19 protein-coding genes are annotated in these 25504 nt (G+C 69.9%); 9 read left to right on the top strand and 10 right to left on the bottom strand.

Going from position 1 to position 25504, the window contains the following annotated elements:
* Window positions 1–73: 73 nt before the first annotated feature.
* The 3 genes from ABZ348_RS08890 to ABZ348_RS08880 are packed head-to-tail and all read right to left on the bottom strand — an operon-like array spanning window position 74 to window position 3769.
* Complete coding sequence (locus ABZ348_RS08890; RefSeq protein WP_358930818.1) at window positions 74–1255, bottom strand: ADP-ribosylglycohydrolase family protein; 1182 nt, start codon at window positions 1253–1255, stop codon at window positions 74–76.
* Window positions 1206–2699 (bottom strand): ADP-ribosylglycohydrolase family protein, encoded by a 1494-nt coding sequence (locus ABZ348_RS08885; RefSeq protein WP_358930816.1) that lies wholly within the window; start codon window positions 2697–2699, stop codon window positions 1206–1208. Before ABZ348_RS08885 ends, ABZ348_RS08890 begins: the two co-directional genes overlap by 50 nt.
* A complete protein-coding gene (locus ABZ348_RS08880; protein WP_358930814.1) occupies window positions 2696–3769 on the bottom strand; it encodes an ADP-ribosylglycohydrolase family protein in 1074 nt (357 codons plus the stop codon). Before ABZ348_RS08880 ends, ABZ348_RS08885 begins: the two co-directional genes overlap by 4 nt.
* A gap of 264 nt (window positions 3770–4033) precedes the next feature.
* Between ABZ348_RS08880 and ABZ348_RS08875 the strand changes: the two genes are divergently transcribed.
* From ABZ348_RS08875 to ABZ348_RS08865, 3 genes are all read left to right on the top strand, one after another.
* Entirely contained in the window at window positions 4034–4762 is a 729-nt protein-coding gene (locus ABZ348_RS08875; protein ID WP_358930812.1) for a VIT1/CCC1 transporter family protein, read from the top strand.
* 552 nt (window positions 4763–5314) lie between these two features.
* Entirely contained in the window at window positions 5315–9880 is a 4566-nt protein-coding gene (gene gltB, locus ABZ348_RS08870; RefSeq protein ID WP_358930810.1) for a glutamate synthase large subunit, read from the top strand.
* Complete coding sequence (locus ABZ348_RS08865; RefSeq protein WP_358930808.1) at window positions 9873–11333, top strand: glutamate synthase subunit beta; 1461 nt, start codon at window positions 9873–9875, stop codon at window positions 11331–11333. The genes gltB and ABZ348_RS08865 overlap by 8 nt, the downstream gene beginning before the upstream one ends.
* A gap of 62 nt (window positions 11334–11395) precedes the next feature.
* Here the strand turns inward: ABZ348_RS08865 and ABZ348_RS08860 are convergent, their stop codons facing one another.
* On the bottom strand, window positions 11396–13021 hold the full coding sequence (locus tag ABZ348_RS08860; RefSeq protein ID WP_358930807.1) for an MFS transporter: 1626 nt from the start codon (window positions 13019–13021) through the stop codon (window positions 11396–11398).
* Window positions 13022–13195: 174 nt separating this feature from the next.
* Between ABZ348_RS08860 and ABZ348_RS08855 the strand changes: the two genes are divergently transcribed.
* Entirely contained in the window at window positions 13196–13939 is a 744-nt protein-coding gene (locus ABZ348_RS08855; protein WP_358930805.1) for a VWA domain-containing protein, read from the top strand.
* 60 nt (window positions 13940–13999) lie between these two features.
* Here ABZ348_RS08855 and ABZ348_RS08850 read toward each other — a convergent pair whose 3' ends face one another.
* Window positions 14000–14302, bottom strand: a complete 303-nt coding sequence (locus ABZ348_RS08850; RefSeq protein ID WP_358930803.1) for a hypothetical protein — start codon at window positions 14300–14302, stop codon at window positions 14000–14002.
* A 176-nt stretch (window positions 14303–14478) separates the two neighbouring features.
* Here ABZ348_RS08850 and ABZ348_RS08845 point away from each other — a divergent pair, with 176 nt between their 5' ends.
* A complete protein-coding gene (locus ABZ348_RS08845; protein WP_358930801.1) occupies window positions 14479–14970 on the top strand; it encodes a pyridoxamine 5'-phosphate oxidase family protein in 492 nt (163 codons plus the stop codon).
* 172 nt (window positions 14971–15142) lie between these two features.
* Here the strand turns inward: ABZ348_RS08845 and ABZ348_RS08840 are convergent, their stop codons facing one another.
* Entirely contained in the window at window positions 15143–16003 is an 861-nt protein-coding gene (locus ABZ348_RS08840) for a hypothetical protein (protein WP_358930800.1), read from the bottom strand.
* A 117-nt stretch (window positions 16004–16120) separates the two neighbouring features.
* Here ABZ348_RS08840 and ABZ348_RS08835 point away from each other — a divergent pair, with 117 nt between their 5' ends.
* The gene (locus tag ABZ348_RS08835) at window positions 16121–16492 is read left to right on the top strand and encodes a hypothetical protein (protein ID WP_358930798.1); all 372 of its coding nucleotides are present in this window, start codon (window positions 16121–16123) and stop codon (window positions 16490–16492) included.
* A 21-nt stretch (window positions 16493–16513) separates the two neighbouring features.
* Here ABZ348_RS08835 and ABZ348_RS08830 read toward each other — a convergent pair whose 3' ends face one another.
* Window positions 16514–17278, bottom strand: a complete 765-nt coding sequence (locus ABZ348_RS08830) for an ankyrin repeat domain-containing protein (protein ID WP_358930796.1) — start codon at window positions 17276–17278, stop codon at window positions 16514–16516.
* Window positions 17279–17300: 22 nt separating this feature from the next.
* Window positions 17301–18200, bottom strand: coding sequence for a hypothetical protein (locus ABZ348_RS08825; RefSeq protein WP_358930794.1), 900 nt, complete (start codon window positions 18198–18200; stop codon window positions 17301–17303).
* Window positions 18201–18454: 254 nt separating this feature from the next.
* Between ABZ348_RS08825 and ABZ348_RS08820 the strand changes: the two genes are divergently transcribed.
* Together ABZ348_RS08820 and ABZ348_RS08815 are read left to right on the top strand one after the other, a co-directional pair.
* Complete coding sequence (locus ABZ348_RS08820; protein WP_358930792.1) at window positions 18455–19222, top strand: serine protease; 768 nt, start codon at window positions 18455–18457, stop codon at window positions 19220–19222.
* Window positions 19223–19282: 60 nt separating this feature from the next.
* The gene (locus ABZ348_RS08815; RefSeq protein ID WP_358930790.1) at window positions 19283–22414 is read left to right on the top strand and encodes an endo-alpha-N-acetylgalactosaminidase family protein; all 3132 of its coding nucleotides are present in this window, start codon (window positions 19283–19285) and stop codon (window positions 22412–22414) included.
* Window positions 22415–22421: 7 nt separating this feature from the next.
* On the opposite strand, the gene ABZ348_RS08810 is transcribed toward ABZ348_RS08815, so the two are convergent.
* Both ABZ348_RS08810 and ABZ348_RS08805 read right to left on the bottom strand, forming a co-directional pair.
* Window positions 22422–23255, bottom strand: a complete 834-nt coding sequence (locus ABZ348_RS08810) for an MBL fold metallo-hydrolase (protein ID WP_358930788.1) — start codon at window positions 23253–23255, stop codon at window positions 22422–22424.
* Window positions 23256–23260: 5 nt separating this feature from the next.
* The gene (locus tag ABZ348_RS08805; RefSeq protein WP_358930786.1) at window positions 23261–24754 is read right to left on the bottom strand and encodes a cytosine permease; all 1494 of its coding nucleotides are present in this window, start codon (window positions 24752–24754) and stop codon (window positions 23261–23263) included.
* Window positions 24755–24836: 82 nt separating this feature from the next.
* On the opposite strand from ABZ348_RS08805, the gene ABZ348_RS08800 reads away from it, so the two are divergent.
* A complete protein-coding gene (locus ABZ348_RS08800) occupies window positions 24837–25463 on the top strand; it encodes a TetR family transcriptional regulator C-terminal domain-containing protein (RefSeq protein WP_358930784.1) in 627 nt (208 codons plus the stop codon).
* Window positions 25464–25504: the final 41 nt, after the last annotated feature.

The following is a 25504-nucleotide window of genomic DNA, read 5'->3' as shown; positions in this document are numbered from 1 at the left end:
CTGCTCCGCGTACCGGCCTCCGCCGATGTCGCCTCCCGGGTGAGCGGGGAGCCAGAGTCCGGGGGCAGGGGGCTCATCGGGCTTCCGCGGTCAGCAGCGCGAACGCCGACTCATGGTCGCGTCGGCGCTCACGGTCCCGGGTGAAGACCTCCCGGGCCACCGCGGCGAGTTCACGCGCCGGGGCGTGCAGATCGAGCCGGCTGGCCTCGGCGACCTGCTTCGCCCAGTCGTGCGGGATGGCCGACTCGCCCTGGAGCGCACCGGCGATCGCCCCCGCCATGGTGGCGATCGAGTCGCAGTCCCGCCCGTAGTTCACCGCGCCCAACACCGTGTGTCGGTAGTCGCCCGCCCCGACGATCAACATGCCGAGCGCCACGGGAAGCTCTTCGATCGCGTGGAGCCGGGAGGGTCTGCGGGCGGCCAGGGACGGCGAGCGGTAGTCGGGTCCGACGGTGTCGAACGGGGTCACCGCGGCCCGCAGCGGGGCGAGCGCCGACTCGAAGTCCGTGTATCGGTCCGCGACGTCGGCCACCGCTTCGATGGCCGCCCGGGTTCCGTCCTTGGCCAGGGAGAGCGACGCTTCCAGTACCGAGGTGGGTGTGGCTCCGGGTTGACAGGCCGCGGCGACGGCGGCGGCGAACACTCCGGCCGCCTCGCGCCCGTAGGAGGACTGGTGGGCGCCCGCGATGTCCAGCGCCTCGGCGTAAGCAGCTTCGGGATGTGCCGCGTTGACCAGTCCGACGGGAGCCATGTACATGGCCGCGCCACAGTTGACGATGTTTCCGTAGCCCGCCTCGCGCGGATCGTGGTGCCCGTAGTGCAGCCGCGTCACCAGCCATTTCTCGGCGAGGAAGATCCGCTGGAGGGGGAGGGCCGCCGCTTCGAGTTCAGGGATCCAACGGGGGGTGGAGATCAGGTCCGGAACGAGGTGTTCGGCGATCGCGTAGGCGTCGAGGTGGTCGCGGACCCGGACGTACACCCGGATCAGGGCATGGGTCATCAGGGTGTCGTCGGTGATGTGGCCGTCGCCCTTGTGGTACGGGGCGAGGGGGCGGGCGGTGCGCCAGTGTTCGCCGGCCCAGGGGCCGACGATGCCGTGGATCCTGCCGCCGTGCCGTTCGGCGATCTGCTCGGGCGCGTACCCCTCCACCGGGCCGCCGAGCGCATCGCCGACCGCTGCGCCGATCAGACTGCCGGTGATCCGGTCATCGAGGGTGGGGGTCGCGAGCGTGAACCTCTCGGATTTCAGCGTCATGTCGGAATTGTCCACCCGGGGCGGCCAGTTCCGTGTGTGCGAGCAACTCGGCGAGTTCGACGAGATCGGTACCCGCGAGACGCGGTAGCGCACACCCCGCCAGGGTGCGGCAGGCGTCTCGCCAACTGCCGGGGATGGCGTCGCCGCCGCCGAGTGCGCCGGTCAGCGCACCGGCGAGGGCGGGCGCCGAGTCCGCGACCCGGGAGAGGCAGGCCGCGGCCGGGACCGCCTCGGCGACCCGGCCGCGGGCCGCAGTGGCGACGGCGAGCGCCACCGGTACGGTCTCGGCCGCGGCGATTCCGTAGCTGTAGACGTGGTCGACGATCTGGTGTTCCAGCAGGGGTACGAGGTCGAAGGCGGCGGTCGCGTCCCGGGCGAGTTTGACGGCGTGTTGGGCGTTGCGGCCGATCTCGGTGGTGTCGGGGAGTTGGGCGAGGGCCGCGTCCACGGCGTCGTCGACCGAGGCGCCCCCGAGTGCCGCTGCGATCGCCGCTGCCATCGCCCGTGCGCCGTGCACCCCGTCCCCGTCCTGGGTGTACCGGGCGTCGAACTCGGCCAGAGTCGCCGCCGAACGGGGGTCGCCGGGGTGCGCGACGGCCAGGACCGCGGCCCGTACGCAGGCGGCGTCGTCGAAGTAGTGCGGATTGTCGTGGCCGGTCGCGGGCGGGCGCAGCCCGGTGGCGAGGTTCCCGAGCCCCGCCCGCACCGAGATGCGGGCACGCAGGGGCAGCACCGCCGACTCGACCTCGGGCGCGCGTTCGGCTGCGGCGGCGATCGCGCTGGCGAGGGAGTTCCACGCGAGGTCGACGGCGGCCCGGAGCCGTCGGGCGGGCGGCAGGGAGGCGAACAGCGGGCCGGCCGCGGTGAGGACGGTCTCCGCGGTGAAGGCGGCCCATTCGGCGTCGTCGGACGGGCCCAGCCGCAGGGGTTCGGGCGGTTGGTTGAGCGCGATGGGCACCGGAAGGGTGGTGGTGGCGTTCTGCTCGGCGAAGGTGTCGAGTTCGCGGGTGAGGCGCCGGGTCCACTCGGGCATCCGGGCGGCCCGGTGGCGGGCGGCGGGCCAACCCGCCGCGTCCCCGGCGGCGAGCCCGAGCAACAGGCCCTCGACGGCCCGGGCCGGAGGGGCGGATGCGGGTCGTCGCCGTCCGGCCCGGCCCTGCCGTGGGCCGGAGCCGTCCCCGTCCGGTTGACCCGTGTCCGGGCCGACCGCTTCCGGTGTGGGCTGCCGATCTGGTGACGGGTGAATCCGCCTGTCGGGGCCGCCATCCGCCGGGGTGGCGCGTTTCGCCGGGCGGGGCTGCGCTGTGCTGGTGGCGTCCACCGGGTGCGGCGGGTCGCCAGCGTTCGGCTCCCGGTACTGGTCCGCGCAGAGGCCCCCGTACAGATCTCCGCGCAGGTCCTCCCAGCGCTCGTATCCCGTACGGACCGTGCCGACCTCCGTCACGACGCGACCTGTGGATCTTCGTCGGGCATCAGCAGGTCCGCGACGTCCAGGATGTGCTGCCCCCTCATCGAAGGCAGGCAACTGCCCCGGACCGGGCCGATCGCCGATGACCACTCCGTCGGGATCGCGGACGCGCCGAACACCGCGCCCGCCAGTGCGCCGGCGACCGCGGCCGTCGTATCGGCATCGCGTCCCATGTTGACCGCGGTGAGGACCGAGGTGCGGAAGTCCCCCCGGGCCGCGGCGAAAGCGCCGAAGGCCAGCCCCACCGCCTCCGGCGCCAGGTCGGTCCAGGGGTAGCCGCCGATCACCACCGCTGAGCGCACGGCGCGCTCCATGCTGAGCGTGTCCTCGTACACCCGTTGGGCCGCCACCACACCGCGGCGCAGGGACCGGGACGTCCAGGAGTCGAGGGGGATGACCGACAGGGCCGCGCCGATCACTCCGGCCGGACCGGCGCCAGCCATGGCGGCTGCCACCCCCGCGGCCACGGCCTGGCCTCCGTAGATGCCCTCCCCGTCATGGCTGACGGTGCCGTCGATGGCGACCAGCCTGGCCGCCTCCAGCGGACGTCCCGCGGCGAACACCCCGAAGGGCGCCGCCCGCATGGCCAGTCCGTCGCTCCAGGCGTGCCGGTGCTGGGCCGAGATGGGCGCGGCCAGACCGCGCCGTAGGTTCTCCAACGTGCCGCGTTCGCTGAACCCCGCGCCCCGGAAGGGGCCCTCGTCCAGATCGGCGATCCAGTGGTGCCACGCCTTCTCCACCTGCGCCACGGTGAGTGCCGAGCCGTGGCGGGCCAGCAGCAGTCCCGAGAAGATCGCGTACTCGGTGTCGTCCGTACCGGCCGGATCATCGCTGACGAAACCCTCGATGCGCCCCCACCGCCGGCGGATCTCCGAGGGGCGCAGGTTCTCCGCCGGAGCGCCGAGCGCATCCCCCACGGCCAACCCGAGGAGGGCGCCGCACGCGCGGTCCCTGAGCGTCGAGTACGGCACGGGGGCGGGCGGCGCATGGGGGCGCCGATGCCTGCTCCCGAGGGGATCGGTGGGATGGCAGACGGCCAACTCCATGGGGCGGGCCCCTTTCACGCGCGAGTCAGGTTGCGACCATCTGTGCCCCGACGAAGGCGCTGCGAGTCAGACATTCCCCTCTTGTCACCCCAAATGTTCTCCGTGTCCGAGAAGGTAAGTACGGCCTGCCTTCCTAGCGCGCCCCTTACATCGCGCGTATTTTCGAGGTGTTCGACGGAGTGCTGAGATCGAGATGCCCGGGCCGGGGAGAGATCCACAGCAGGAAAAGCAGGAAAAGCAGGAGAAACAGAAAAAGGGGGCAGTGTGTCCATCATCGACACCGAGGCGCCGCTGCACGAGGCGCACCGCGACAACCACTCCCACCGGGACGTCAACGGTGGGTGGCTGCGGCCCGCGGTCTTCGGTGCGATGGACGGACTCGTCTCCAACCTCGCGCTGATGACCGGGGTCGCCGGTGGCGCGGTCGCCCCGCAGACCATCGTGATCACCGGACTCGCGGGCCTCGCCGCAGGCGCATTCTCGATGGCTGCGGGCGAGTACACCTCGGTCGCCTCCCAGCGGGATTTGGTCCAGGCGGAGTTGGAGGTGGAGCGCAAGGAGTTGCGCAAGCACCCCGTCGACGAGATGGAGGAGCTCGCCGGGCTCTACGTCACCCGTGGGGTGGAGCCCGCGCTCGCCCGAGAGGTCGCACTCCAACTCTCCCGCGACCCCGAGCAGGCGCTGGAGATCCACGCCCGCGAGGAACTGGGCGTCGACCCGGACGATCTGCCGTCCCCACTGGTGGCGGCCGTCTCGTCGTTCGGGGCGTTCGCGCTGGGCGCGCTGTTGCCCGTGCTGCCGTATCTGCTGGGGGCGACGGAGCTGTGGCCGGCGGTGCTGCTGGCGCTGGTGGGCCTCTTCGCCTGCGGGGCGCTGGTGGCCCGGGTGACGGCGCGCAGCTGGTGGTACAGCGGACTGCGGCAGCTGGTGCTGGGAGGGGCGGCCGCCGCGGTCACCTACGGGCTCGGCGTCCTGTTCGGAGCGGCGCTCTGAGCACCACTGCACGCTCGGGTCATCTCCTCGGGCGGTCCGCGTCAGCCGGGCGGTGACCGGATCGGTCCGTGTCGTCACTCGCGGTACGGACGGTGTGATCGCCATCGGTTGTCCTCGGCGGGTGGCTGCGGAATTCGTACGGGCCCCCCAGGCAGACCGCCCCCGGTGCGCCCCTAGCGCTGCCCGGGCGCGCACCCGGCGGTGACCGTTCGTCCCCGCAGGTGGCAGGGGTGTGACGGACGTCCCCGCGCCGGATTCCGTTGAGGGTGAGACACTATGCGTGGCGCCGCAAAAACAGTCACGTAACCCGGCGGTTTCGATTCCGTCATCACAGGGCATGAGCCGTAGGCGCTGCCGGCAATGAAGCCAGCTCCGCACCAGGGCCTCGATCTGACCGAAGGCGACCTACCCACACCCCCCACGGTGTCCGCATGTTGGAATGAAGAATCCACTTTCCGAGAATCACTCCATCATGTAACCTGCACGAAATTTCGCAGAGGGCCAACGTCGTCCCTCGGCACTGAACATGCCACGACGACGACGGGAGAGCCGATGCGTTCCGACGCCTGGTCGCCCATGGACGGTCGCCCCGCTGCTCAGGGGATGTACGACCCTCGTAACGAACACGACGCATGTGGTGTCGGGTTCGTGGCCACCCTCACCGGTGTGGCCAGCCATGAGCTGGTGGAACAGGCGCTGACCGTACTCCGCAACCTTGAGCACCGCGGTGCCACCGGCTCCGAGCCCGACTCGGGAGACGGCGCCGGCATCCTGCTCCAGGTTCCGGACGCGTTCCTGCGCGAGGTCAGCGGATGCGAACTGCCCGAGGCCGGGGCGTACGCCGTCGGAATCGCCTTCCTGCCGGAGCAGGGGACCGACGACGCCGTCTCACGGATCGAGACCATCGCCAGCGAAGAAGGACTCACCGTCCTCGGCTGGCGCGAGGTCCCGGTGGCCCCCGAGCTGCTCGGCGCCACCGCCCGCGCCACCATGCCCGTCTTCCGACAGATCTTCGTCGGTGACGGTGCCAGCCGGGGCATCGCCCTGGACCGCAAGGCATTCGTGCTGCGCAAGCGCTCCGAGCGCGAGGCAGGCGTCTACTTCCCCTCGCTCTCCGCGCGGACCGTCGTCTACAAGGGAATGCTGACCACCGGCCAGCTGGAGCCCTTCTTCCCGGACCTCTCCGACCGCCGGATGGCCACCGCCGTGGCCCTGGTCCACTCGCGGTTCTCGACGAACACCTTCCCGAGCTGGCCGCTCGCCCACCCGTACCGCTTCGTCGCCCACAACGGTGAGATCAACACCGTCAAGGGCAACCGCAACTGGATGCGCGCCCGCGAGTCCCAGCTCGCCTCCGACCTCTTCGGCGGCGATGCCCAGCAACTGGAGCGGATCTTCCCGGTCTGCACCCCGGACGCCTCCGACTCGGCGTCCTTCGACGAGGTGCTCGAACTCCTCCACCTCGGCGGACGCTCCCTGCCCCACTCCGTCCTGATGATGGTCCCCGAGGCGTGGGAGAACCACGACTCGATGGACCCGGCCCGGCGCGCCTTCTACCAGTACCACTCCACGATGATGGAGCCCTGGGACGGCCCCGCCTGCGTCACCTTCACCGACGGTGTCCAGGTCGGTGCGGTCCTCGACCGCAACGGTCTGCGCCCCGGCCGCTACTGGGTGACCGACGACGGTCTCGTCGTGCTCTCGTCCGAGGTCGGCGTCCTCGACATCGACCCCGCGAAGGTCGTCCGCAAGGGCCGCCTCCAGCCGGGCAAGATGTTCCTCGTCGACACCGCGGAGCACCGCATCATCGAGGACGACGAGATCAAGTCCACCCTCGCCGCGGAGCAGCCCTACGCGGAGTGGCTGGACGCCGGCATCATCGGGCTCGGCGACCTGCCCGAGCGCGAGCACATCGTCCACACCCACGCCTCGGTGACCCGCCGTCAGCAGACGTTCGGTTACACGGAGGAGGAGCTCCGCATCATCCTCGCGCCGATGGCGAGGACGGGTGGAGAGCCCCTCGGCTCCATGGGAACCGACTCCCCGATCGCGGCCCTCTCGGCCCGCCCCCGGCTGCTGTTCGACTACTTCACCCAGCTGTTCGCGCAGGTCACCAACCCGCCGTTGGATGCCATTCGCGAGGAACTGGTCACCTCCCTGCACTCGTCGCTGGGCCCGGCCGGCAACATCCTGGAGCCCACGGCCGCGTCCTGTCGTAGCGTCACCCTGCCCTTCCCGGTGATCGATAACGATGAGCTGGCCAAGCTCATCCACATCAACGCCGACGGTGACCTGCCCGGGATGAAGGCCGCCACGCTCTCCGGCCTCTACCGCGTCAGCGGGGGCGGCGAGGCCCTGGCCGCCCGTATCGACGCCATCTGCGCCGAGGTCGACGACGCCATCGAGGGCGGCGCCCGGCTGATCGTGCTCTCCGACCGCCACTCGGACGCCGAACACGCACCGATCCCCTCCCTGCTGCTGACCTCCGCGGTCCACCACCACCTCATCCGCACCAAGCAGCGCACCCAGGTGGGCCTGCTGGTCGAGGCGGGCGACGTCCGCGAGGTGCACCACGTCGCGCTGCTGATCGGTTACGGCGCCGCCGCGGTCAACCCGTACCTCGCGATGGAGACCGTCGAGGACCTGGTCCGCGCCGGCACCTTCATCGAGGGCATCGAGCCCGAGCAGGCCATCCGCAACCTGATCTACGCGCTCGGCAAGGGCGTCCTCAAGGTCATGTCCAAGATGGGCATCTCGACCGTCGCCTCCTACCGAGGCGCCCAGGTCTTCGAAGCCATCGGCCTGGACTCGGCCTTCGTCGACACGTACTTCAACGGCACCGCCACCAAGATCGGTGGTGCGGGGCTCGACATCGTCGCCGACGAGGTCGCGGCCCGGCACACCAAGGCGTACCCCACCTCGGGCATCGCCCCTGCGCACCGCGCGCTGGACATCGGCGGCGAGTACCAGTGGCGCCGCGAGGGCGAACCGCACCTGTTCGACCCGGAGACGGTCTTCCGCCTCCAGCACGCCACCCGCAACCGTCGCTACGACATCTTCAAGCAGTACACGGACCGGGTGAACGAGCAGTCCGAGCGACTGATGACCCTGCGCGGCCTCTTCGGCTTCAAGGGCGAGCGCGAGTCCATCCCGCTCGACGAGGTCGAGCCGGTCAGCGAGATCGTCAAGCGGTTCTCCACCGGTGCCATGTCCTACGGATCCATCTCGCGCGAGGCCCACGAGACCCTCGCCATCGCCATGAACCGGCTCGGCGGCAAGTCGAACACCGGTGAGGGCGGCGAGGACCCGGACCGCCTGTACGACCCGGTCCGCCGCTCCAGCATCAAGCAGGTCGCCTCCGGGCGCTTCGGCGTCACCAGCGAGTACCTGGTCAACGCCGACGACATCCAGATCAAGATGGCCCAGGGCGCCAAGCCCGGCGAAGGCGGCCAGCTGCCCGGCCACAAGGTCTACCCGTGGGTCGCCAAGACCCGGCACTCCACCCCCGGCGTGGGCCTGATCTCGCCGCCCCCGCACCACGACATCTACTCCATCGAGGATCTCGCCCAGCTGATCCACGACCTCAAGAACGCCAACCCGCGGGCCCGCATCCACGTCAAGCTCGTCTCCGAGGTCGGAGTCGGCACGGTCGCCGCCGGCGTCTCCAAGGCCCACGCCGACGTGGTCTTGATCTCCGGACACGACGGCGGTACGGGAGCCTCCCCGCTCACCTCGCTGAAGCACGCGGGCGGCCCCTGGGAGCTGGGACTGGCCGAGACGCAGCAGACCCTGCTGCTCAACGGCCTGCGCGACCGGATCGTGGTGCAGACCGACGGCCAGCTCAAGACCGGCCGTGACGTGGTCATCGCCGCACTGCTCGGTGCGGAGGAGTACTGCTTCGCCACCGCGCCGCTCGTCGTCTCCGGCTGCGTCATGATGCGCGTCTGCCACCTGGACACCTGCCCGGTCGGCATCGCCACCCAGAACCCGGTGCTGCGGGACCGGTTCTCCGGCAAGGCCGAGTACGTCGTCAACTACTTCGAGTTCATCGCCGAAGAGGTCCGAGAACTCCTCGCCGAGCTGGGCTTCCGTTCCGTCGAGGAGGCCGTCGGCCATGCCGAACTCCTGGAGACCGAGCGGGCCGTCAGCCACTTCAAGGCCCAGGGCCTGGACCTGGCACCGCTGTTCCACGTGCCCGAACTCGCCGATGGCGCGGTGCGCCACGCCCTGATCGAGCAGGACCACGGGCTGTCGAAGGCGCTCGACAACGAGCTGATCAAGCTCGCCATCGACGCCCTGAAGGCGGAGAGCCCCGAGGCCGCCCAGCCGGTGCGCGCCCAGGTGGCCATCCGCAACATCAACCGGACCGTCGGCACCATGCTCGGGTACGAGGTGACCAAGGCGTTCGGCGGTGCCGGACTCCCCGACGACACCATCGACATCACCTTCACGGGCTCCGCCGGCCAGTCCTTCGGCGCCTTCGTACCGCGCGGTGTCACGCTGCGGCTGGAGGGCGATGCCAACGACTACGTCGGCAAGGGTCTGTCCGGCGGTCGGGTCATCGTCCGGCCGGACCGGGGCGCGGACCACCTGGCGGAGTTCTCCACCATCGCGGGCAACACGATCGCCTACGGTGCGACCGGCGGCGAGATCTTCCTCCGCGGGCGCACGGGTGAGCGGTTCTGCGTCCGCAACTCCGGTGCCACCGTGGTCTCCGAGGGCGTGGGCGACCATGGCTGCGAGTACATGACCGGTGGTCACGCGGTGGTCATCGGCGAGACCGGACGCAATTTCGCGGCCGGCATGTCCGGCGGTGTCGCCTATCTGATCGACCTCGACCGGGACAACGTCAACGCCGGCAACCTGGCCGCGATCGAGCCCCTCTCCGACACCGACAGGCAGTGGCTGCACGACGTCGTGCGCCGGCACCAGGAGGAGACCGGCTCCACCGTCGCGGCGAAGCTGCTGGCCGACTGGTCGGTGAGCGTCGAACGATTCAGCAAGATCATCCCAACCACGTACAAGGCAGTGCTCGCCGCCAAGGACGCCGCTGAGCTCGCCGGTCTCTCCGAGCAGGAGACCACTGAGAAGATGATGGAGGCGGCGATCAATGGCTGACCCCAAGGGCTTCCTGACCACCGGGCGCGAAGTCGCCACGTCCCGCCCGGTGGGCGAGCGTCTCAAGGACTGGAACGAGGTCTACGTTCCCGGCTCCCTGCTGCCGATCATCAGCAAGCAGGCCGGCCGCTGCATGGACTGCGGCATCCCGTTCTGCCACAACGGCTGTCCGCTGGGGAACCTCATCCCCGAGTGGAACGACTACGCCTACCGCGAGGACTGGGCAGCCGCCAGCGAGCGGCTGCACGCCACCAACAACTTCCCGGAGTTCACCGGGCGGCTGTGCCCCGCTCCCTGTGAGTCGGCGTGCGTCCTCGGCATCAACCAGCCGGCCGTCACCATCAAGAACGTCGAAGTCTCCATCATCGACAAGGCGTGGGACTCCGGCGACGTCACCCCCCAGCCGCCCGAGCGGCTCTCCGGCAAGACGGTCGCCGTCATCGGCTCGGGACCGGCCGGGCTCGCCGCCGCCCAGCAGTTGACCCGGGCCGGTCACACCGTCGTCGTCTACGAGCGCGCCGACCGGATCGGCGGACTGCTGCGGTACGGCATCCCCGAGTTCAAGATGGAGAAGGTGCACATCAACCGCCGCATCGAGCAGATGCGCGCGGAGGGCACCAAGTTCCGTACCGAGGTCGAGATCGGCCGGGACATCGAAGCGGCCCAGCTGCGCCGCCGCTATGACGCGGTGGTCGTCGCGGCCGGCGCGACCGTCTCCCGCGATCTGCCCGCCCCCGGTCGTGAGCTGCGCGGCATCCACTTCGCGATGGAGTACCTGCCGCTGGCCAACAAGGTGCAGGAAGGCGACTTCATCGCCCCGCCGATCACCGCCGCGGGCAAGCACGTCGTCGTGATCGGCGGCGGTGACACGGGCGCCGACTGCGTCGGCACCGCCCACCGCCAGGGTGCCGCATCGGTGACCCAGCTGGAGATCATGCCCCGCCCGGGTGAGGACCGCAGCACCGGCCAGCCCTGGCCCACCTTCCCCATGCTCTACAAGGTCACCTCGGCCCACGAGGAGGGCGGCGAGCGGGTGTACTCCGTCTCCACCACCCACTTCGAAGGCGACGAGGACGGTAATGTCCAGTCGCTGCACCTGGTCGAGGTGGAGTTCAAGGACGGCAAGCTGGAGCAGAAGCCCGGCACCGAGCGCAGCATTCCGGCCCAGCTGGTCACGCTCGCGATGGGCTTCACCGGCACGGACCAGGAGAACGGTCTCGTCCAGCAGTTCGGTCTTGACCTCGACGGCCGCGGGAACATCGTGCGGGACGCCGATTACGCGACCAATGTCGAAGGCGTGTACGTTGCAGGTGACGCCGGACGCGGTCAGTCGCTGATCGTGTGGGCCATCGCCGAGGGCCGCTCGGCCGCCCGTGGAGTGGACCGCTATCTGACCGGGGCGAGCGAGTTGCCCGCACCGGTCCGCCCGACGGACCGGGCGCTGACCGTCTGACCCGTCCCCGCCGGGGCTGATCCGCCCCGGCCCATGATCGTCCCGTACAACGGCGTGCGGAACTAGCGCGGCGCCTGCCCCGTCCCCGACCGGACCCGGGCAGGCGTCGCATCGCTTTGTCCGCGCCCCGGTATGACCCGGGTCCGAGTGGTCACGCGCTCGTGATCCGGTTCGTGCTCCCATGACACCGACGGTTCGTGCTCCCGTGAGACCGACGGTTCGTGCTCCTGTGACACCGATGGCTGCGGCCCGTCCACCCGGTTCGCGCCCGGTCGCAACAACCGATGGACCAGCACGGCGGCCAGAGCGAGTACGAGCGCGATCCCCGTCACCACCAGCTGCCACGCGTCGGTGAACTCGCCGGCGACTTCGGGGCGCTGCCCCGCCGTCACCCCGGCGGTCAGTCCGCGATCACCGGTCCGGGCATCCACCAGCGTCACCAACAGGGACCCAAAGCCCGCCATGACCAGGGCGCCCGCCCCACCGCGAGCCGTTCCCAGCAGCCCCGACGCCATGCCCACCCGCTCCGGGGCGACCGCCCCGAGCGCCTGGACCTCGATCTGTCCGAGCGCCAGCCCGTTGCCCATGCCGATGAGCAGCAGGGGAGCGGCCAGCCGTGCGAGCCCGGCGTCCGGCGCGAGGGCGAGGGCCAGCCAGAGGTTGCCCGCGGCCGTCAGCAGTAGGGCGCCCAGGATCAGCTGCCGTGCGGGCAGCCCGCGGGCCACGAGCCGTCCGCCGACGGCGGGGAAGACAAAGACCGGGGCGGTCGCCATCACCAGCACGAGCCCCGCTTCCTGGGCGGAGAGCCCGCCGGTGCCCTGGAGGTAGGTGGGCAGGAAGACCAGCACACCGACGGAACCCGCGGTGATGAACACCGCCCCCACCAGCCAGCCGGAGAACGCGCGGTCGCGCACCAGGCCGAGGTCCAGGACCGGATGGGCACTGCGCTGCTCGACGGCCACGAAGACCACCAGGAGCACCGCGCCCACCGTCAGCGGCGCGAGGACGGCCACGCTGGTCCAACCCGACTGGGAGCCCTGGGTGACGGCGAACATCAGCAGCGCCAGGGCGGCCACGAAGCTCGCCACCCCCGGCCGGTCGACGCGGGGCCGCACGGCCGCGCGTGACTCGGGTATCAGCCGGGCGGCGAGCACGATCAGCGCCCCGGCGACCCCGAAGACCAGGAAGGACGAGCGCCAGCCCAGCGCTCCGACCAGCCATCCCGACAGGGTCGGACCGATCGCCATGCCCACGCCCGCGGTGGTGCCCACCGCGGCGAACGCCCGGGCTCGCGCCGGACCTTCGAAGACGGTCGCGATGATCGCACCCCCACCCGCCATCACCGCGGCCCCGCCGACGCCCGCGACCGTCCGTGCCAGATCGAGGAGCAGTACGTGGGGGGCGGCTGCCGCGCCGAGCGTGCCGGCCGCGTAGAGGAGGGCTCCGAGCGCGTACACCCTGCGTCTGCCGAAGAGGTCGCCGAGCGAGCCGGCCACCAGCATCATGGACGAGGCGGCCAGCATGTACCCGGTGACGACCCACTGGAGGGCGGCGCCGGAGGCGTCGAGGTCCCGGCCGATCTCGGGCAGGGCGACGGAGGTTCCCGTCATGCCCATCGGCAGCGAGAGATAGCCGAACAGGACGACGAGCAGGGTCAGGAGGGGCCGGGACAACCGTGGTGGGGTCATGCGTTCCATCGTTGGACCTCAACTTCGCTTGAGGTCAAGCCCGTTGTCGACGGTGCCGGTCCGATGTCGTACGTATGGCGTAATCTCGGGTGCACTGTCGATCTACGGGGTCGATCCACGAGGGTGACCCGGGGGACGTCAGCCGCGAGCGGCGGACGAAGGGGGAGCAGCGCCATGGCCGTACTGCGCACTGCCGGGGGACCGGCGATCAGTCTTCAGAAGGTCGAACAGCGGGCGCCCGCGCTGGTCAGCCTCTACAAGTCGGCCGGGGTCTCCCTGCGCAAACACGGTCTAGACGGCCATCGCGTCGCGGTCTACCTGGTGTTGGACTACTCCGGCTCCATGAAGGACTACTACCGGGACGGCAGCGTGCAGGCGCTCGCCGACCGGGTGCTGGGGCTCTCGGCCAACCTCGACGACGACGGCATCGTCCCGGTGGTCTTCTTCTCCACCGATGTGGACGCGGTCACCGACATCGCCCTGGACAACCACCGCGGTCGGGTCGCGCAGATAGTCGCCGGCCTCGGACACATGGGCAAGACCAGCTACCACCTCGCGATGGACGCCGTGATCGACCACTACATCGACAGCGGCTCGACCGCGCCCGCGCTGGTGGTCTTCCAGACGGACGGCGGTCCGATCAACAAGTTCGCGGCCGAGCGGTACGTCTGCAAGGCGGCGAAGCTCCCGATGTTCTGGCAGTTCGTGGGCTTCGGCAATACGCGTAGCACCCAGTTCGACTTCCTGCGCAAGCTCGATGAACTGGCGGTTCCCGACAAGCGCCCGGTGGACAACGCCGGATACTTCCACGCCGGTCTCGACCCCCGCCAGGTGCCGGACGGCGAACTCTACGACCGGCTCGTGGGCGAGTTCCCGCGCTGGCTTGCCGCCGCCAGGGCACAGGGCATCGTCGGCTGAACGCGCCGGGAGGGGCCGGGCGGTCGTCGCTTCGGGGCGGGTGTCTCAGGCGGAGGTGTCTCAGGCGGGGGTGCCCTCCTTTCCGCCCAGCCAGTAGTTGTAGACCTCCTGCTGGACGGGCGCCTGTTCGGGGGCGCTCCAGCCGAGTCGTTCGGTGACCGGCATCATCACGGTGAAGAACTTCTCTATGGCTTCCGGGGACTCCCAGAGGTCGTAGACCTCAAGGCCCGTCGCGGTCTTCACGCACGCATGGGTGAGACAGCCGGCGAAGGTGTCGCCCGGGAGTGCCTGGAGTTCCTTGTGGAGCCTGTCGTACTCCTCGGTGGTGACACCGGGCAGTGTGGCGTGCAACAGGATCGCCATCGGGTCCTCCTTCGGGAGAAAGGGGCCAGCGTCCTCCCCGCCGCCGCTGCCGGCGGCACGTTCCCTCCTTCCAGGACAACACGTTTCCCCACGGGCGACACGTCCGCTGACGAAGGGTGCCCCGACACCAGGAAACTCGGACAGGAGATGTCGGGATTCCATGGTGAGGTGTGGCCATGACCGCTCAGACTCCCGCATCCGACGCCTCATGGGCCTTCTTCCTGCACGCCGAACCGGACTTCGCCCGATCCGTGCAGGACCGCTTCGCCCGCCACCGCCACCACGTCCTCGCCACCCTGCGCAAGGACGGATCGCCGAGGGTGACGGGACTCGAAGTGATCTTCCGTGAGGGGCAGCTCTGGCTGGGCATGATGCCCGACTCGCTCAAGGCGCGGGACCTCCTGCGGGACCCGCGGCTGGCCCTGCACGCCAACCCGGGCGCGGACGACTCGATGGACGGGGGAGATGTGAAGCTGTCCGGACGGGCCGTCCAGATCACCGATCCCGAGGAGTTGGCCCGGTTCGCGGCATCCATCGAGCAGCCCCTGCCGTTCCATCTGTTCCGGGTGGAGATCGTCGATGTCGTGCGCACTTCGGTGGAGGGCGATGAACTCGTGCTGCGTTCCTGGCGTCCGGGCGAGGCGCTGGTGGTGCGCCGCCGCAACTGAGCGGGCGCACAGCCCTCGGAGATCGGGCGCGAACGCGCGGACGGGGGCGGAAAGAAGGGGACGCCGGCGCGCGAGGGGCGCGGAGGGTGGATCGGGTCGGACGTCCCGGCCGGTCGGTGGATTCTCTGGGTTGCCGGGCGGGCGGGCCCGCCCGGCTCCGTACGGTACGGCGCTATCGCCCGGGCCGGTCCGGGAGCCCCACCGGGTTCGGGAAGCGCAGCACCTTGGCCACCGCGTCCGCGAGCGGCGTCAGCGTCTCGGCGATCAGGGCCAGATCGGCTCCGACCCACGGCCGTGCGGACACCCGGTCGGTGGTGTCCTCGATCGCCGCGTGCAGCCGCCGGCCGTCCTCGGTGGCCCGACCGTCCGGCGCCAACAGGCCCCGTTCTTTGAGTCGTTGCCCGGCGGCTTCCCACTCCGCGTCGGTCCAGCCGCGGTAGGGCTGGAGTTCACTGCGCGGCAGGTCGATCCCCGTGCGCAGCAGCAGGATCTCGCAGCCGTCCAGGTCGGCCGCGGTCTGTGCGGCCACGTATCCGTCGCCGCGGTGCTCGCGCAGGACGGTCGACGCGTGCCACAGCCGGTCGAGCGGGTCCTTGGGCCAGGGGAGCGCGGCGTTCGCGGCGGCGAGGGTGCGGCCGGCGCAGTCGGGCGCCGCGGCGACCTCCGACAGCAACTCGGCTGCCTGTTCGGCCCGTTCCTCCTGGCCCTCCAGGAGTCGCGCCAGTGCGGCCCGTGCGCCGTCGCGCCGTACGTCGAGCGCCTCGGACGGGGTGATCTGGGCCCAGACCGAGGGCAGTGCCTCGGCGACCATCGTGGGCGCGTACGAGCAGAACGCCCCCGTCGCCGCTCCGGCGCCCACGGTTCCCAGGGGCGCGGACCGTCCGGCGAAGTAGCCGCGCCAGAAGCCGCGCAGTCCGGCCTCCTCGAACACGGAGGTGCCCTCGGGGGTGAAGTAGGTGACGGAGTGGATCGGTTCGAAGAGAAGCCAAAGATCACGGGACGTGACGGCCTTGGTGCTCACGGTAGTGGTCATGAGGGCATTGTGCCGCCACTCGTCAGGCGTTAGTACCTCTTGTCCGAATACGACTGACCTGGTGCGATCATCTGAACCATGAGCAGACACAGAGAACAACAAAAGCAAAGAAGAGTGTTGGGACTTCTCGCTGGTGTGTCCCTTTCCGTCTTTCTGCTTCCCGGCATATCCATGCCGGGGGGCTTTTCGCTCGGCGCGCTGATGGTTCCCCTCGGCCTGTTCCTGATCATCACTCAGCTGATCAGCGCCTGGCCCGAGAACATCAGGACCGCGCCACCGCTGATGGTCCTTATGCTCGCGGCGATCGGGATCGTCCAGGACTTTCTGATCTGGCTACTCGTCTCCTGGGCCGCCGACCAACTGGATCTCTCCCTCGCGATCGACGGAGTTCTCCCGATGGTGTGGGGTGCGTTCGTCGTCAGGTTGACGGCGCTGGCGTTCCTCGCGCTGCCGTCCCGTGTCCCCGAACGCGAAGCCGAGGGCGCATAGCGTCGGGTATGCGCCCGTGTCTCACCTGGTGCGCTCGCCCAGTGCCTCTTCCAGCAGTACCGCGATCTCCCGGTGCCCCGTCTCCCGCTCCTTGCCTGCGAACGGCTCCCCGTCCCGCAGCAATTCCACCACCACCGTCTCGATCCCCTCCCGGTTCGTCTCCCTGCGCACCACGGAACGGTGGCCCCCGCCATGGGCGTGCACCAGTTCGGCGTGCAACCCGTCGGCCACATCGCGGTCCAGCCAGGTCCGGGCCTCAGTGAGGGCAACCCGCTGGTGAGCCGCGCTCACGCCATGGTCCAGCAGCACCCGCACGGCAGGGGACGAGCCCCGGCGTACGGCGGTGAGCAGGGGAGATTCTCCTTCCTCAGCGCAGAGTTCGGGGTCCGCGCCGAAGGCGAGCAACACCCCGGCCGTGGTGGCGTGTCCGTTCCTCAGCGCACTCAACAGCGCGGTGTCGCCGAACTCGTCACGACGGTCGGGGAGCGCTCCGGCCTCCAGGAGTATGCGTACCGCCTCCGTGTGACCCCAGGTAGCCGCCCCGGCGAGGGGCAGTTCGCCCTGCTCGGGGCCGCTGCCCCGGTTGGGGTCGGCGCCGGCGGACAGCAGGAGCCGTACGATCCCCGGTCGGTCCTGGACGGCGGCCAGGTGCAGTGCGGTCTGCTCGTCCTCGTCGGCCGTCTCCGCGCCCACACCGCTGCCGAGCAGTTCGGCGACGGTCTCGTCGTCGCCCAACAGGACCGCCGTGAACAGTGCTTCCGTCCCCATTGCCACCTCGTGTGTCATGCGCGGAGCCTAGGGGGATCGCTCATGTGTCGCATTCGAGAATCGAGCGGCACAGTCCGCAGCGGGCACGGGTGTGTCCGCGCACGGGAAGGCGGATGCGCTGGTGGCAGGTCGGGCAGGGGAAGGACACCCGCAGCCCCTGCGGCCCCGGCTCGAAGACGTAGGACGACGGGTCACCCGACGGACCGCTCGTCGGGCCGTGCTCCAGCGCCTGGCGCCGGTCCTTGGCATAGCGGTGCCTGGCGGTCCATCCCGCCGTGGTCAGCGGTGGTTGCCGTGCCTCGCGCAGCGCCTGCGCGCGTCCCTTGGTGTACGCCGTGTACCCCTGGGGGCTGGTGAACCAGGTGGACGGGTCTTCGTGAAGGAACAGCGCACGTTTGGCAAGGACATAGCCGAACTCCTCGGGCGTGAGATAGCCCAGTTTCTGGCTGGAAAGTCGGTCCTCGCGGAATGCGTCGAGCAGCAGCCAGCCGGCGCCCAGATAGGTCGTCACGGTGTCGGTGAGGATCTCGTTGTCGTGGGTGCCGGGGAACGACAGGTCCAGCCGGTGCAGCCAGACATGGGTGATCTCATGCGCGAGGGCGGCGCCGACGTCGCGCCGGTGCCGGCGGAAGCGGTCGTTCAGTTCGATGAAGTACTCGGGGCCCGCGGTCAACTCGACCGTTGCCGCGTGACGCATCTCGCGAAAGCTGACGACCATCCTGGCGTCCGGTAGTCGCAGGTGGTTGACCAGCGTCTGGGCGACTGCCTGGGCGCCCAGGTGCAGATCGTCGCCGTCGGCGAAGGCCACGTCGGCGAGGAGCACGCTCGATGCGTAGGCGAGCAGCCCGTCGGGGGAGAGCCGGCGGTGGAGTGCGGTGATCGCGCGTTGCACGGTGTCGAGATGGGGGAAGCCGTGGACGACTTCGCTGTCCTTGGTCATGGGATCGCCATCAGATCGCTCACTCCTGCCGCGCGCCCCCGAGGCGCCCCCTTGGGGGATCAACTGTACGAAGAAGCGCCCCTGAACAGCCTTGCTGACATGGCCGAAAACTGCTCCTTGTGGCACCGCTGATCGACTGCTCATAATCCGGATCACCGCTTGTCGGGCACATGACAGTGCAGGCTCAGCAGTGAGATGTGCGGTCCTTGCCCGATGGGAGCGCAATTTCTCAACCCCCCACGAAGGGCAGACCGTTGAAGCTTCTCCGTACCCTCAAGAGATGCGCCGCGGCCGGCGCCGTCCTCCTCGCCGCCGTCAGCCTCCAGCCCAGCACCGCATCCGCCGCAGCCCCGCCCGTCGTCGGCGGCACCCGCGCCGCCCAGGGGGAGTTCCCCTTCATGGTGCGGCTCTCCATGGGCTGTGGCGGTTCGCTGATCAGCCCGCAGGTCGTGCTGACCGCCGCCCACTGTGTGAGCGGCTCCGGTCCCAACACCTCCATCACCGCCACAGCGGGCGTCGTCGACCTCCAGAGCCCCAGCGCGATCAAGGTGCGCTCCACCAAGGTCCTCCAGGCGCCCGGCTACAACGGCACCGGCAAGGACTGGGCCCTGATCAAGCTCGCCCAGCCGATCAACCTGCCGACGCTCAAGCTCGCCGAGACCGCCACGTACAACACCGGCACCTTCACCGTCGCCGGCTGGGGCGCGGCCCGTGAAGGCGGTCCGCAGCAGCGCTACCAGCTCAAGGCCCAGGTCCCGTTCGTCTCGGACGCCAACTGCCAGCGCTCCTACCCGAGCCTGGTCGCCCGTGAGGAGATCTGCGCCGGATACACATCGGGCGGCACCGACACCTGCCAGGGCGACTCCGGCGGTCCCATGTTCCGCCGCGACAACGCCAACGCCTGGGTCCAGGTCGGCATAGTCAGCTGGGGTCAGGGCTGCGCACGGCCCAACTACCCCGGTGTCTACACCGAGGTCTCCCACTTCGCCGCCACCATCAAGTCATCGGCGGCCACCCTGTAGTGAGCTCCGAGACGGCGGGGGCTGGTGTGGTTAAGTCCAACACCTGCCCCCGCTTTGTCCATGGGCCGCGCCCGCCGTCACGGCCAGATTGACGTGAACCGCATCACCGTGACGAGGAGGACGAGCGTGTACGCAGAAGATCGCGGGCCCAGTCGCAGAGCCGTGGTGGCCGCAACCACCCTCGCCGGTGCCGGTGCGGCCCTCGGTGTCGCGGGAACTGCGTCCGCCTCTCCCACCGGACCCGCTGAAACGGTCCTGCGCTCCTCCGTGCTCGACGTCACGGTCGACAGCGGCTTCCCGCGCATCCTGTCGTACACCCACCGTGAATCCGGCGCCCGGCTGTACGGCCAGGAAGACCCGATCACCTCCGTACTGATCGACTCGGTCGCCCGCACCCCCGACACCGTCACCGCCCGCGCCCGCCGCGACCGCGTCTCCTACACCCTCGGCTTCGGCCCCACCGAGATCGACGTCGAGATCCGCGCGGAAGGGTGGCAGGTCCACTGGCGCGTCACCCGCATCGCGGACAGTGGCGCACTGCCCGTGGGCACCTTGCAGATCCCGGACCTCGCGCTGCTCTCCGTGCGCAGCGACCAGCCCGGCGCCCATCTCCACGCCGCCCGCATCCACCTCGACAAGTCCGCCAGCGGCGACACCCTCGTCCGGCTCACACCCCAGACCCCCGCGGAGGCCCGCGCCACCGGTTGTGCGTACGCCGTCGTCGCTCATGACCGGCTCGGCGGGGCGATCGAGACCAACACCGTCTGGGACAAACCCACCAGCGCGGCCGGCACCACCTGGGAGAACGGTCGGCTCTGGCGTCAGACGCTCGTCCGTGACGGCTATGTGAAGGCCCAACTCGCCCCCGGCCAGTGGACCCATCGCGCGGCCACCGCACCGACCGACTCCACCGAACCCCTCCCGTACGCCACCGTCGTCATCACCCGTGACCGCGGCGGGGACGGCGTCGTCGACTGGCAGGACGCGGCCATCGCCTTCCGGGACATCATGGTCACCCCGCTCGGCGCCGACGAACAGCATCTGCGCGTGGTGCCCCACATCCCCTTCAACTTCGCCTCCCAGGCGACCAACCCCTTCCTCGCCACCCTCGACCAGGTCAAACGGATCTCCCTGGCGACGGACGGGCTACGGCAGTACACCCTGCTCAAGGGCTACCAGTCGGAGGGCCACGACTCCGCCCACCCCGACTACGCCGGCAACCACAACAAGCGCGCGGGCGGACTGGGCGACCTCAACACCCTGCTCCGCGAAGGGCAGAAGTGGAACAGCGACTTCGGTGTGCACGTCAACGCCACCGAGTCCTATCCGGTCGCCAACGCCTTCTCCGAGACGCTCGTCGACAAGTCCAACGAGCAGTGGGACTGGCTGGACCAGTCGTACCGCATCGACCAGCGGCGCGACCTGGTCAGCGGTGACATCGTGCAACGCTTCGCCGATCTGCGCGCCGAAACCCATCCCGCCCTGAACATGCTGTACATCGATGTCTTCCGCGAATCCGGTTGGACCTCCGACCGGCTCCAGCGCGCCCTGCGCGACCAGGGCTGGCAGATCACCACCGAATGGGGCCACGGTCTGGAGCGCTCGGCGCTGTGGGCGCACTGGGCGACCGAGATCGACTACGGCCCCGACACCTCCCGCGGCATCAACTCGCAGCTGATCCGCTTTATCCGCAACCACCAGAAGGACGTGTTCGCCGACAAGTGGCCAACCCTGCTGGGCATCCCGCGCACCAGCAACTTCGAGGGTTGGGTCGGCAAGATCGACTGGCGCGCCTTCTACGAACTGATCTGGACCCACTCCCTGCCCGCCAAGTACCTCCAGGCGCACCCCATCAAGCGCTGGACCGAGCACGAGATCACCTTCTTCGGCCCCACCTCGGTCTCGGACGTCGACGGCAGCCGCAAGATCACCACGGACGGTCGTCTGGTCTACAGCGGCGGAACGTATCTGCTCCCCTGGGAGCCACAGCGCGCCACCGACCCGGACAAGCTCTACCACTACAACCCCGCGGGCGGCAGCAGCGAATGGCGCCTCCCGCGCGGCTGGCGACACCGGACCCGCGTGACGCTCTACCGCCTCACCGACCAGGGCCGCGAACACATCCAGGACCTCCGGGTGCGCAGCGGCGGCCGGATCACCATCGACGCCGAGCCCGGACAGCCGTACGTCGTCCACCGCACCCGCCAACCCGAACAGTCCGACCCCGACTGGGGTCAGGCCACCCCCCTCCACGACCCCGGATTCACCTCCGGCACCCTCGACGGCTGGCGGACCACCGGCCCCGCGTCGGTCGCCCTGAGCGCGATCGGGGACTACGAACTGGTGATAGCGGCCGGGGCCGCGGCTACCGTCAGCCAGCGGCTGAGCCGGCTGAAACCCAGCAGCTACGCCGCATCAGTGCAGGTCGAAGTGGGTGAAACCGCGGGCGAGCGCCGCCGTGCAGCCCTGGAGGTGCGCACCGCGGACGGGGTGCGGGCCGAGAACTGGACCGACATCTCAACGGCCGTCAACCAGGTGGCCGCCGACCGTAAACACGGCACGCGGTTCCAGCGGATGTTCACCCACTTCACGGTCCCCGAGGCCGGCGGCCCCATCACGCTCACCCTGCGGGCGGCGCCCGGTGACGCCCGCATCCGCTTCGACAACGTCCGTGTCGTCGCCGCCCGCCCTACCCGCAAACCGGGCACGGTGGCGTACGAGGACTTCGAGAACGTGCCCCAGGGCTGGGGCGTCTTCGTCAAGGGCGACGCGGGCGGCGCCACCGACCCGCGCACCCACATCGCCCAACGCCACACCCCCTTCACCCAGCGCGGTTGGAACGGCAAGGTGATCGACGACGTCATCGACGGCACCGAGTCCTTGAAGTCCCGCGGCGAGAACCAGGGCCTCGTCTACCGCACGGTCCAGCACCTGGTGCGCTTTGAGCCGGGCAGGCGCTACCGGGTGCGATTCCGCTACGAGAATGAAAGGGCGGGGGAGTACGCCTGGATCACCGGCGTCGACACCCGCGAACTCGACCGCGTCCCGATCCCGGTGGCCACCGAACCGACCCTGTGGAGCCATGAGTTCACGGCTCCCGACCAGGGCGAGGCATGGGTGGGGCTGCGGAAAACGGGCGGGGCGTGGGGGGCGGAGTTCGTCCTGGACTCCTTCGAGGTACGGGAGCTCTAGGAGGCGCTCACTGCGCCGCTGGGGTCCCTGCGACCTCTGCGTTCACTGCGCTCTCTGGGCTCTCCTGTCCATCGCGGAACAGCAGATACGCGTCGATGATCTCGTGCATCCGCTTGGCCCCGAAGCTCCCCCCGTGACCGGCGTGGACGAGGTCGACGTCGAGCCGGCGCAGCCGCTTCATGGTCGCGATGTACTGGCCGATGTCGGAGCCCTCCAGCGTGTCGAGGAGTTCGTCGTCGTAGAGGACGTCGCCGGAGAAGAGGACGCGCCGGTCCTCGTCGTACAGACCGATGCTCCCGGGGGTGTGCCCGGGCAGATGCAGTACGCGCAACTGCCGGTCACCGAGGTCGATGGTGTCGCCCTCCCTCAACTGCCGGGTGATCGAAACCGGATGCAGTTGGTAGGCGAGGGGGTCGTAGTCCGCGGTGGGCAGGGCGTTGATCAGCACCGGAGGGAGCTTCGCGGCTTCTTCGGGATCCCCGCCGAGGGCGTCGTTCAGCACGCGGGGGAGCAGGGAGCCGCGACCGGGTACGTCGACCGGTTCGGCCGGGTGGGCCCAGCACTCGGCGAACTCATGGGCCGAACCCATGTGGTCCAGATGGGCATGGGTGATCACCACGATCGGTTCGCGCCCGCCGAAGAGGTCCGGCAGCGCTTCCCGCAGGGAGGCGATCCCGAGCCCGGCATCGATCAGCAGATCGTGACGGGAGCCGCGCAGATGCCAGGTGTTGGCGCTGAGCAGCGGGTCCACATGGGGTTCCTGGATGAGGGTCAGGGACTCGTCGACGGGAGTGACGGTGTACCAGCGCTCGGCGACGGGCAGGTCGGTTCGGGCGGACATGCGGGTCAGTTCTCCTTGCCAGTGGTGCTCGTCGTGACCGCATGGGCGAGGGGCGCGGTGCGGTTGCGGGCGACGGCGTACTGCGCCGGGTAGAAGGCCCTGACCAGTACGAGGTAGAGGGTGGCGGCGACGATCGGCCCGAAGACGAAGGTGAGGTCGGCGCCACCGAGGGACGAGGCGATGGGGCCGGTGAACAGGGTGGTGTTCATGCACAGGGCCCCGACGCCGGTGCCCGCCACCAGCGCGGTACAGCCCGCCCAGTTGGTACCGCCGGAGAACCAGTACGGGCCCTGTGGGGATTCGTCGTGCAACTCCACACCGTCGTAGCGGTTGTGCCGCATCAGCAGGTCGGAGGCGATGATCGCGATCCACGGCCCGGCGAAGGCGACGGAGAGTTCCAGGATGTTGCTCAGGGCGTCGGTGAAGTCGGAGATGAACAGCGCGTAGCAGGCGATCGCGGTACCGAGCAGACCGCACAGCAGAACGGTGGCCATGCGGGGCAGTCGCAGTCCGACCGACTGGAGGCAGAGGCCGGAGCTGTAGAGGGTGATCACGTTGTTGGTGATCGAGCCGATGACGATCACCAGCAGGAAGACCGGGTAGAACCAGCCCGGCAGGATCGTGGCCAGCGACTTCTGGGCGTCGGCCATGTCGACGACGCTGCCGGCCAGTACGCCCACCGACCCGAGCAGGACGGCCGGGACGAATCCCCCGAGGGCGGTCCAGACGGCGACGGCCCTTCGGGAGGTGTCCGCGGGCAGATAGCGGGCGTAGTCGGGGCTGATGGCCCAGGACAGCGGGGACGAGGCGGTCAGGGCGATACCCGCGGTGATCACGGCCCAGAGCGCACCGCCGGACAGTGCCGACTCGGCGGCGGGTGCGTAGTTCCAGTCGGCCTTGGTGAGGACGAAGCCGCCGAGGACGGCCATGCACAGAGCGAGCGCCGTGGTGATGGCACCGCTCACCTTGAGGATGGTGGCGTACCCATACACGCTGATCGTCAGGGTGAGGGCGGCGATCAGCAGCACGATCACGATCTGTACGGGCCGCTGGGCGGCGAGGCCCACCTGTTCGGTGAACGCGAAGGCGGCGAGCCCTCCCACCGAGAGGTTGATGGCCCCGTAGGCGATGAAGCTGGGCCAGCTGAAGAGTCCGACGATGACCCGGTTCCCGCGGGTCCCGAACATGGCTCGGGTGATGACCCCGCTGGGTGTTCCGGACACCGGGCCGCTGGTGGCGAGCAGGCCGATGGCCGCCCAGAACAGATTGCCCACGACGACCACGGCGAGGCCCTGCCACACGGTCAGTCCGAAGACGATCAGCAGGCCGCCGAGGATGATGTAGAGGTAGTTGACGCTGGCGAAGGCCCAGATGCGGACCAACTCGCGCGGGTGGCCGTGGCGTTCGTCGTCGGGGATGCGGTCGATGCCGCGGCTCTCGATCTTTCCGAACGCGTTGGCGTTCGTTCTCTCCGGGTCTGTCTGCTCGGCTATGGACATGGGACGCTCCTGAACTGGTGCAGAGCCTTATTGAGCATGTGCTCAATTGCCTGTTGAGCGAGCAGTCAATAGAGTCCTCCCCGTGACGTCAACCCCTAGAGCCAAAGTCCGTCGGAAGTCCGCCGAAGACCGGCGCGCGGAGATCGTGGCCGCAGCCTCCGCCTTAGCCCTGAGTGAGGGGCTGGAACACATCACGCTCCGGAGCGTCGCCGACCGGCTGGGGGTGGCGGGCAGCCTGGTCAGCCACTACTTCCCATCGGTGGACAGCCTGCTCGCCGAGGCGTTCACGGCCGCCGCCGTGGCGGAGAGCCGCGAGATCGACGCCGTTGTCGAGACGGCGGATCTGCCGGTCGACCGGCTGCTCGCGCTGCTGCGGTTCCACACCGCCGGAGATCGCGACCGGATGAGCCTGCTCTGGCTGGACGCCTGGCGGCTGGGCCGCAAACGGCCCGCACTGCACAGCGCGGTCGCTGCCCAGATGGGGGCGGACGTCGGCCAACTCGTCGGCCTGATCGACGAGGGCATCCGGTCCGGCGACTTCACCACCGCCGACCCCCGGGTCAGCGCCTCGCGCATCCTCGCCGTGCTCGACGGGCTGAGCGTCCAGGCCGCCATGCTCAAGGCGGTCAACTATGGCACGGTCGAGGAACTCGTCTTCATCGTCGCCGAACGCGAACTCGGCCTGCCGGTGGGCGCGTTCAGTCCCTAGAGCGCAGGTCGGGACGGCCCCAGGGGAAGCCCTGGCCGCTC

The organism is Streptomyces sp. NPDC005963 (assembly GCF_040638655.1).
GTDB lineage: Bacteria > Actinomycetota > Actinomycetes > Streptomycetales > Streptomycetaceae > Streptomyces.
This window is presented reverse-complemented; position numbering and strand designations above follow the sequence as displayed.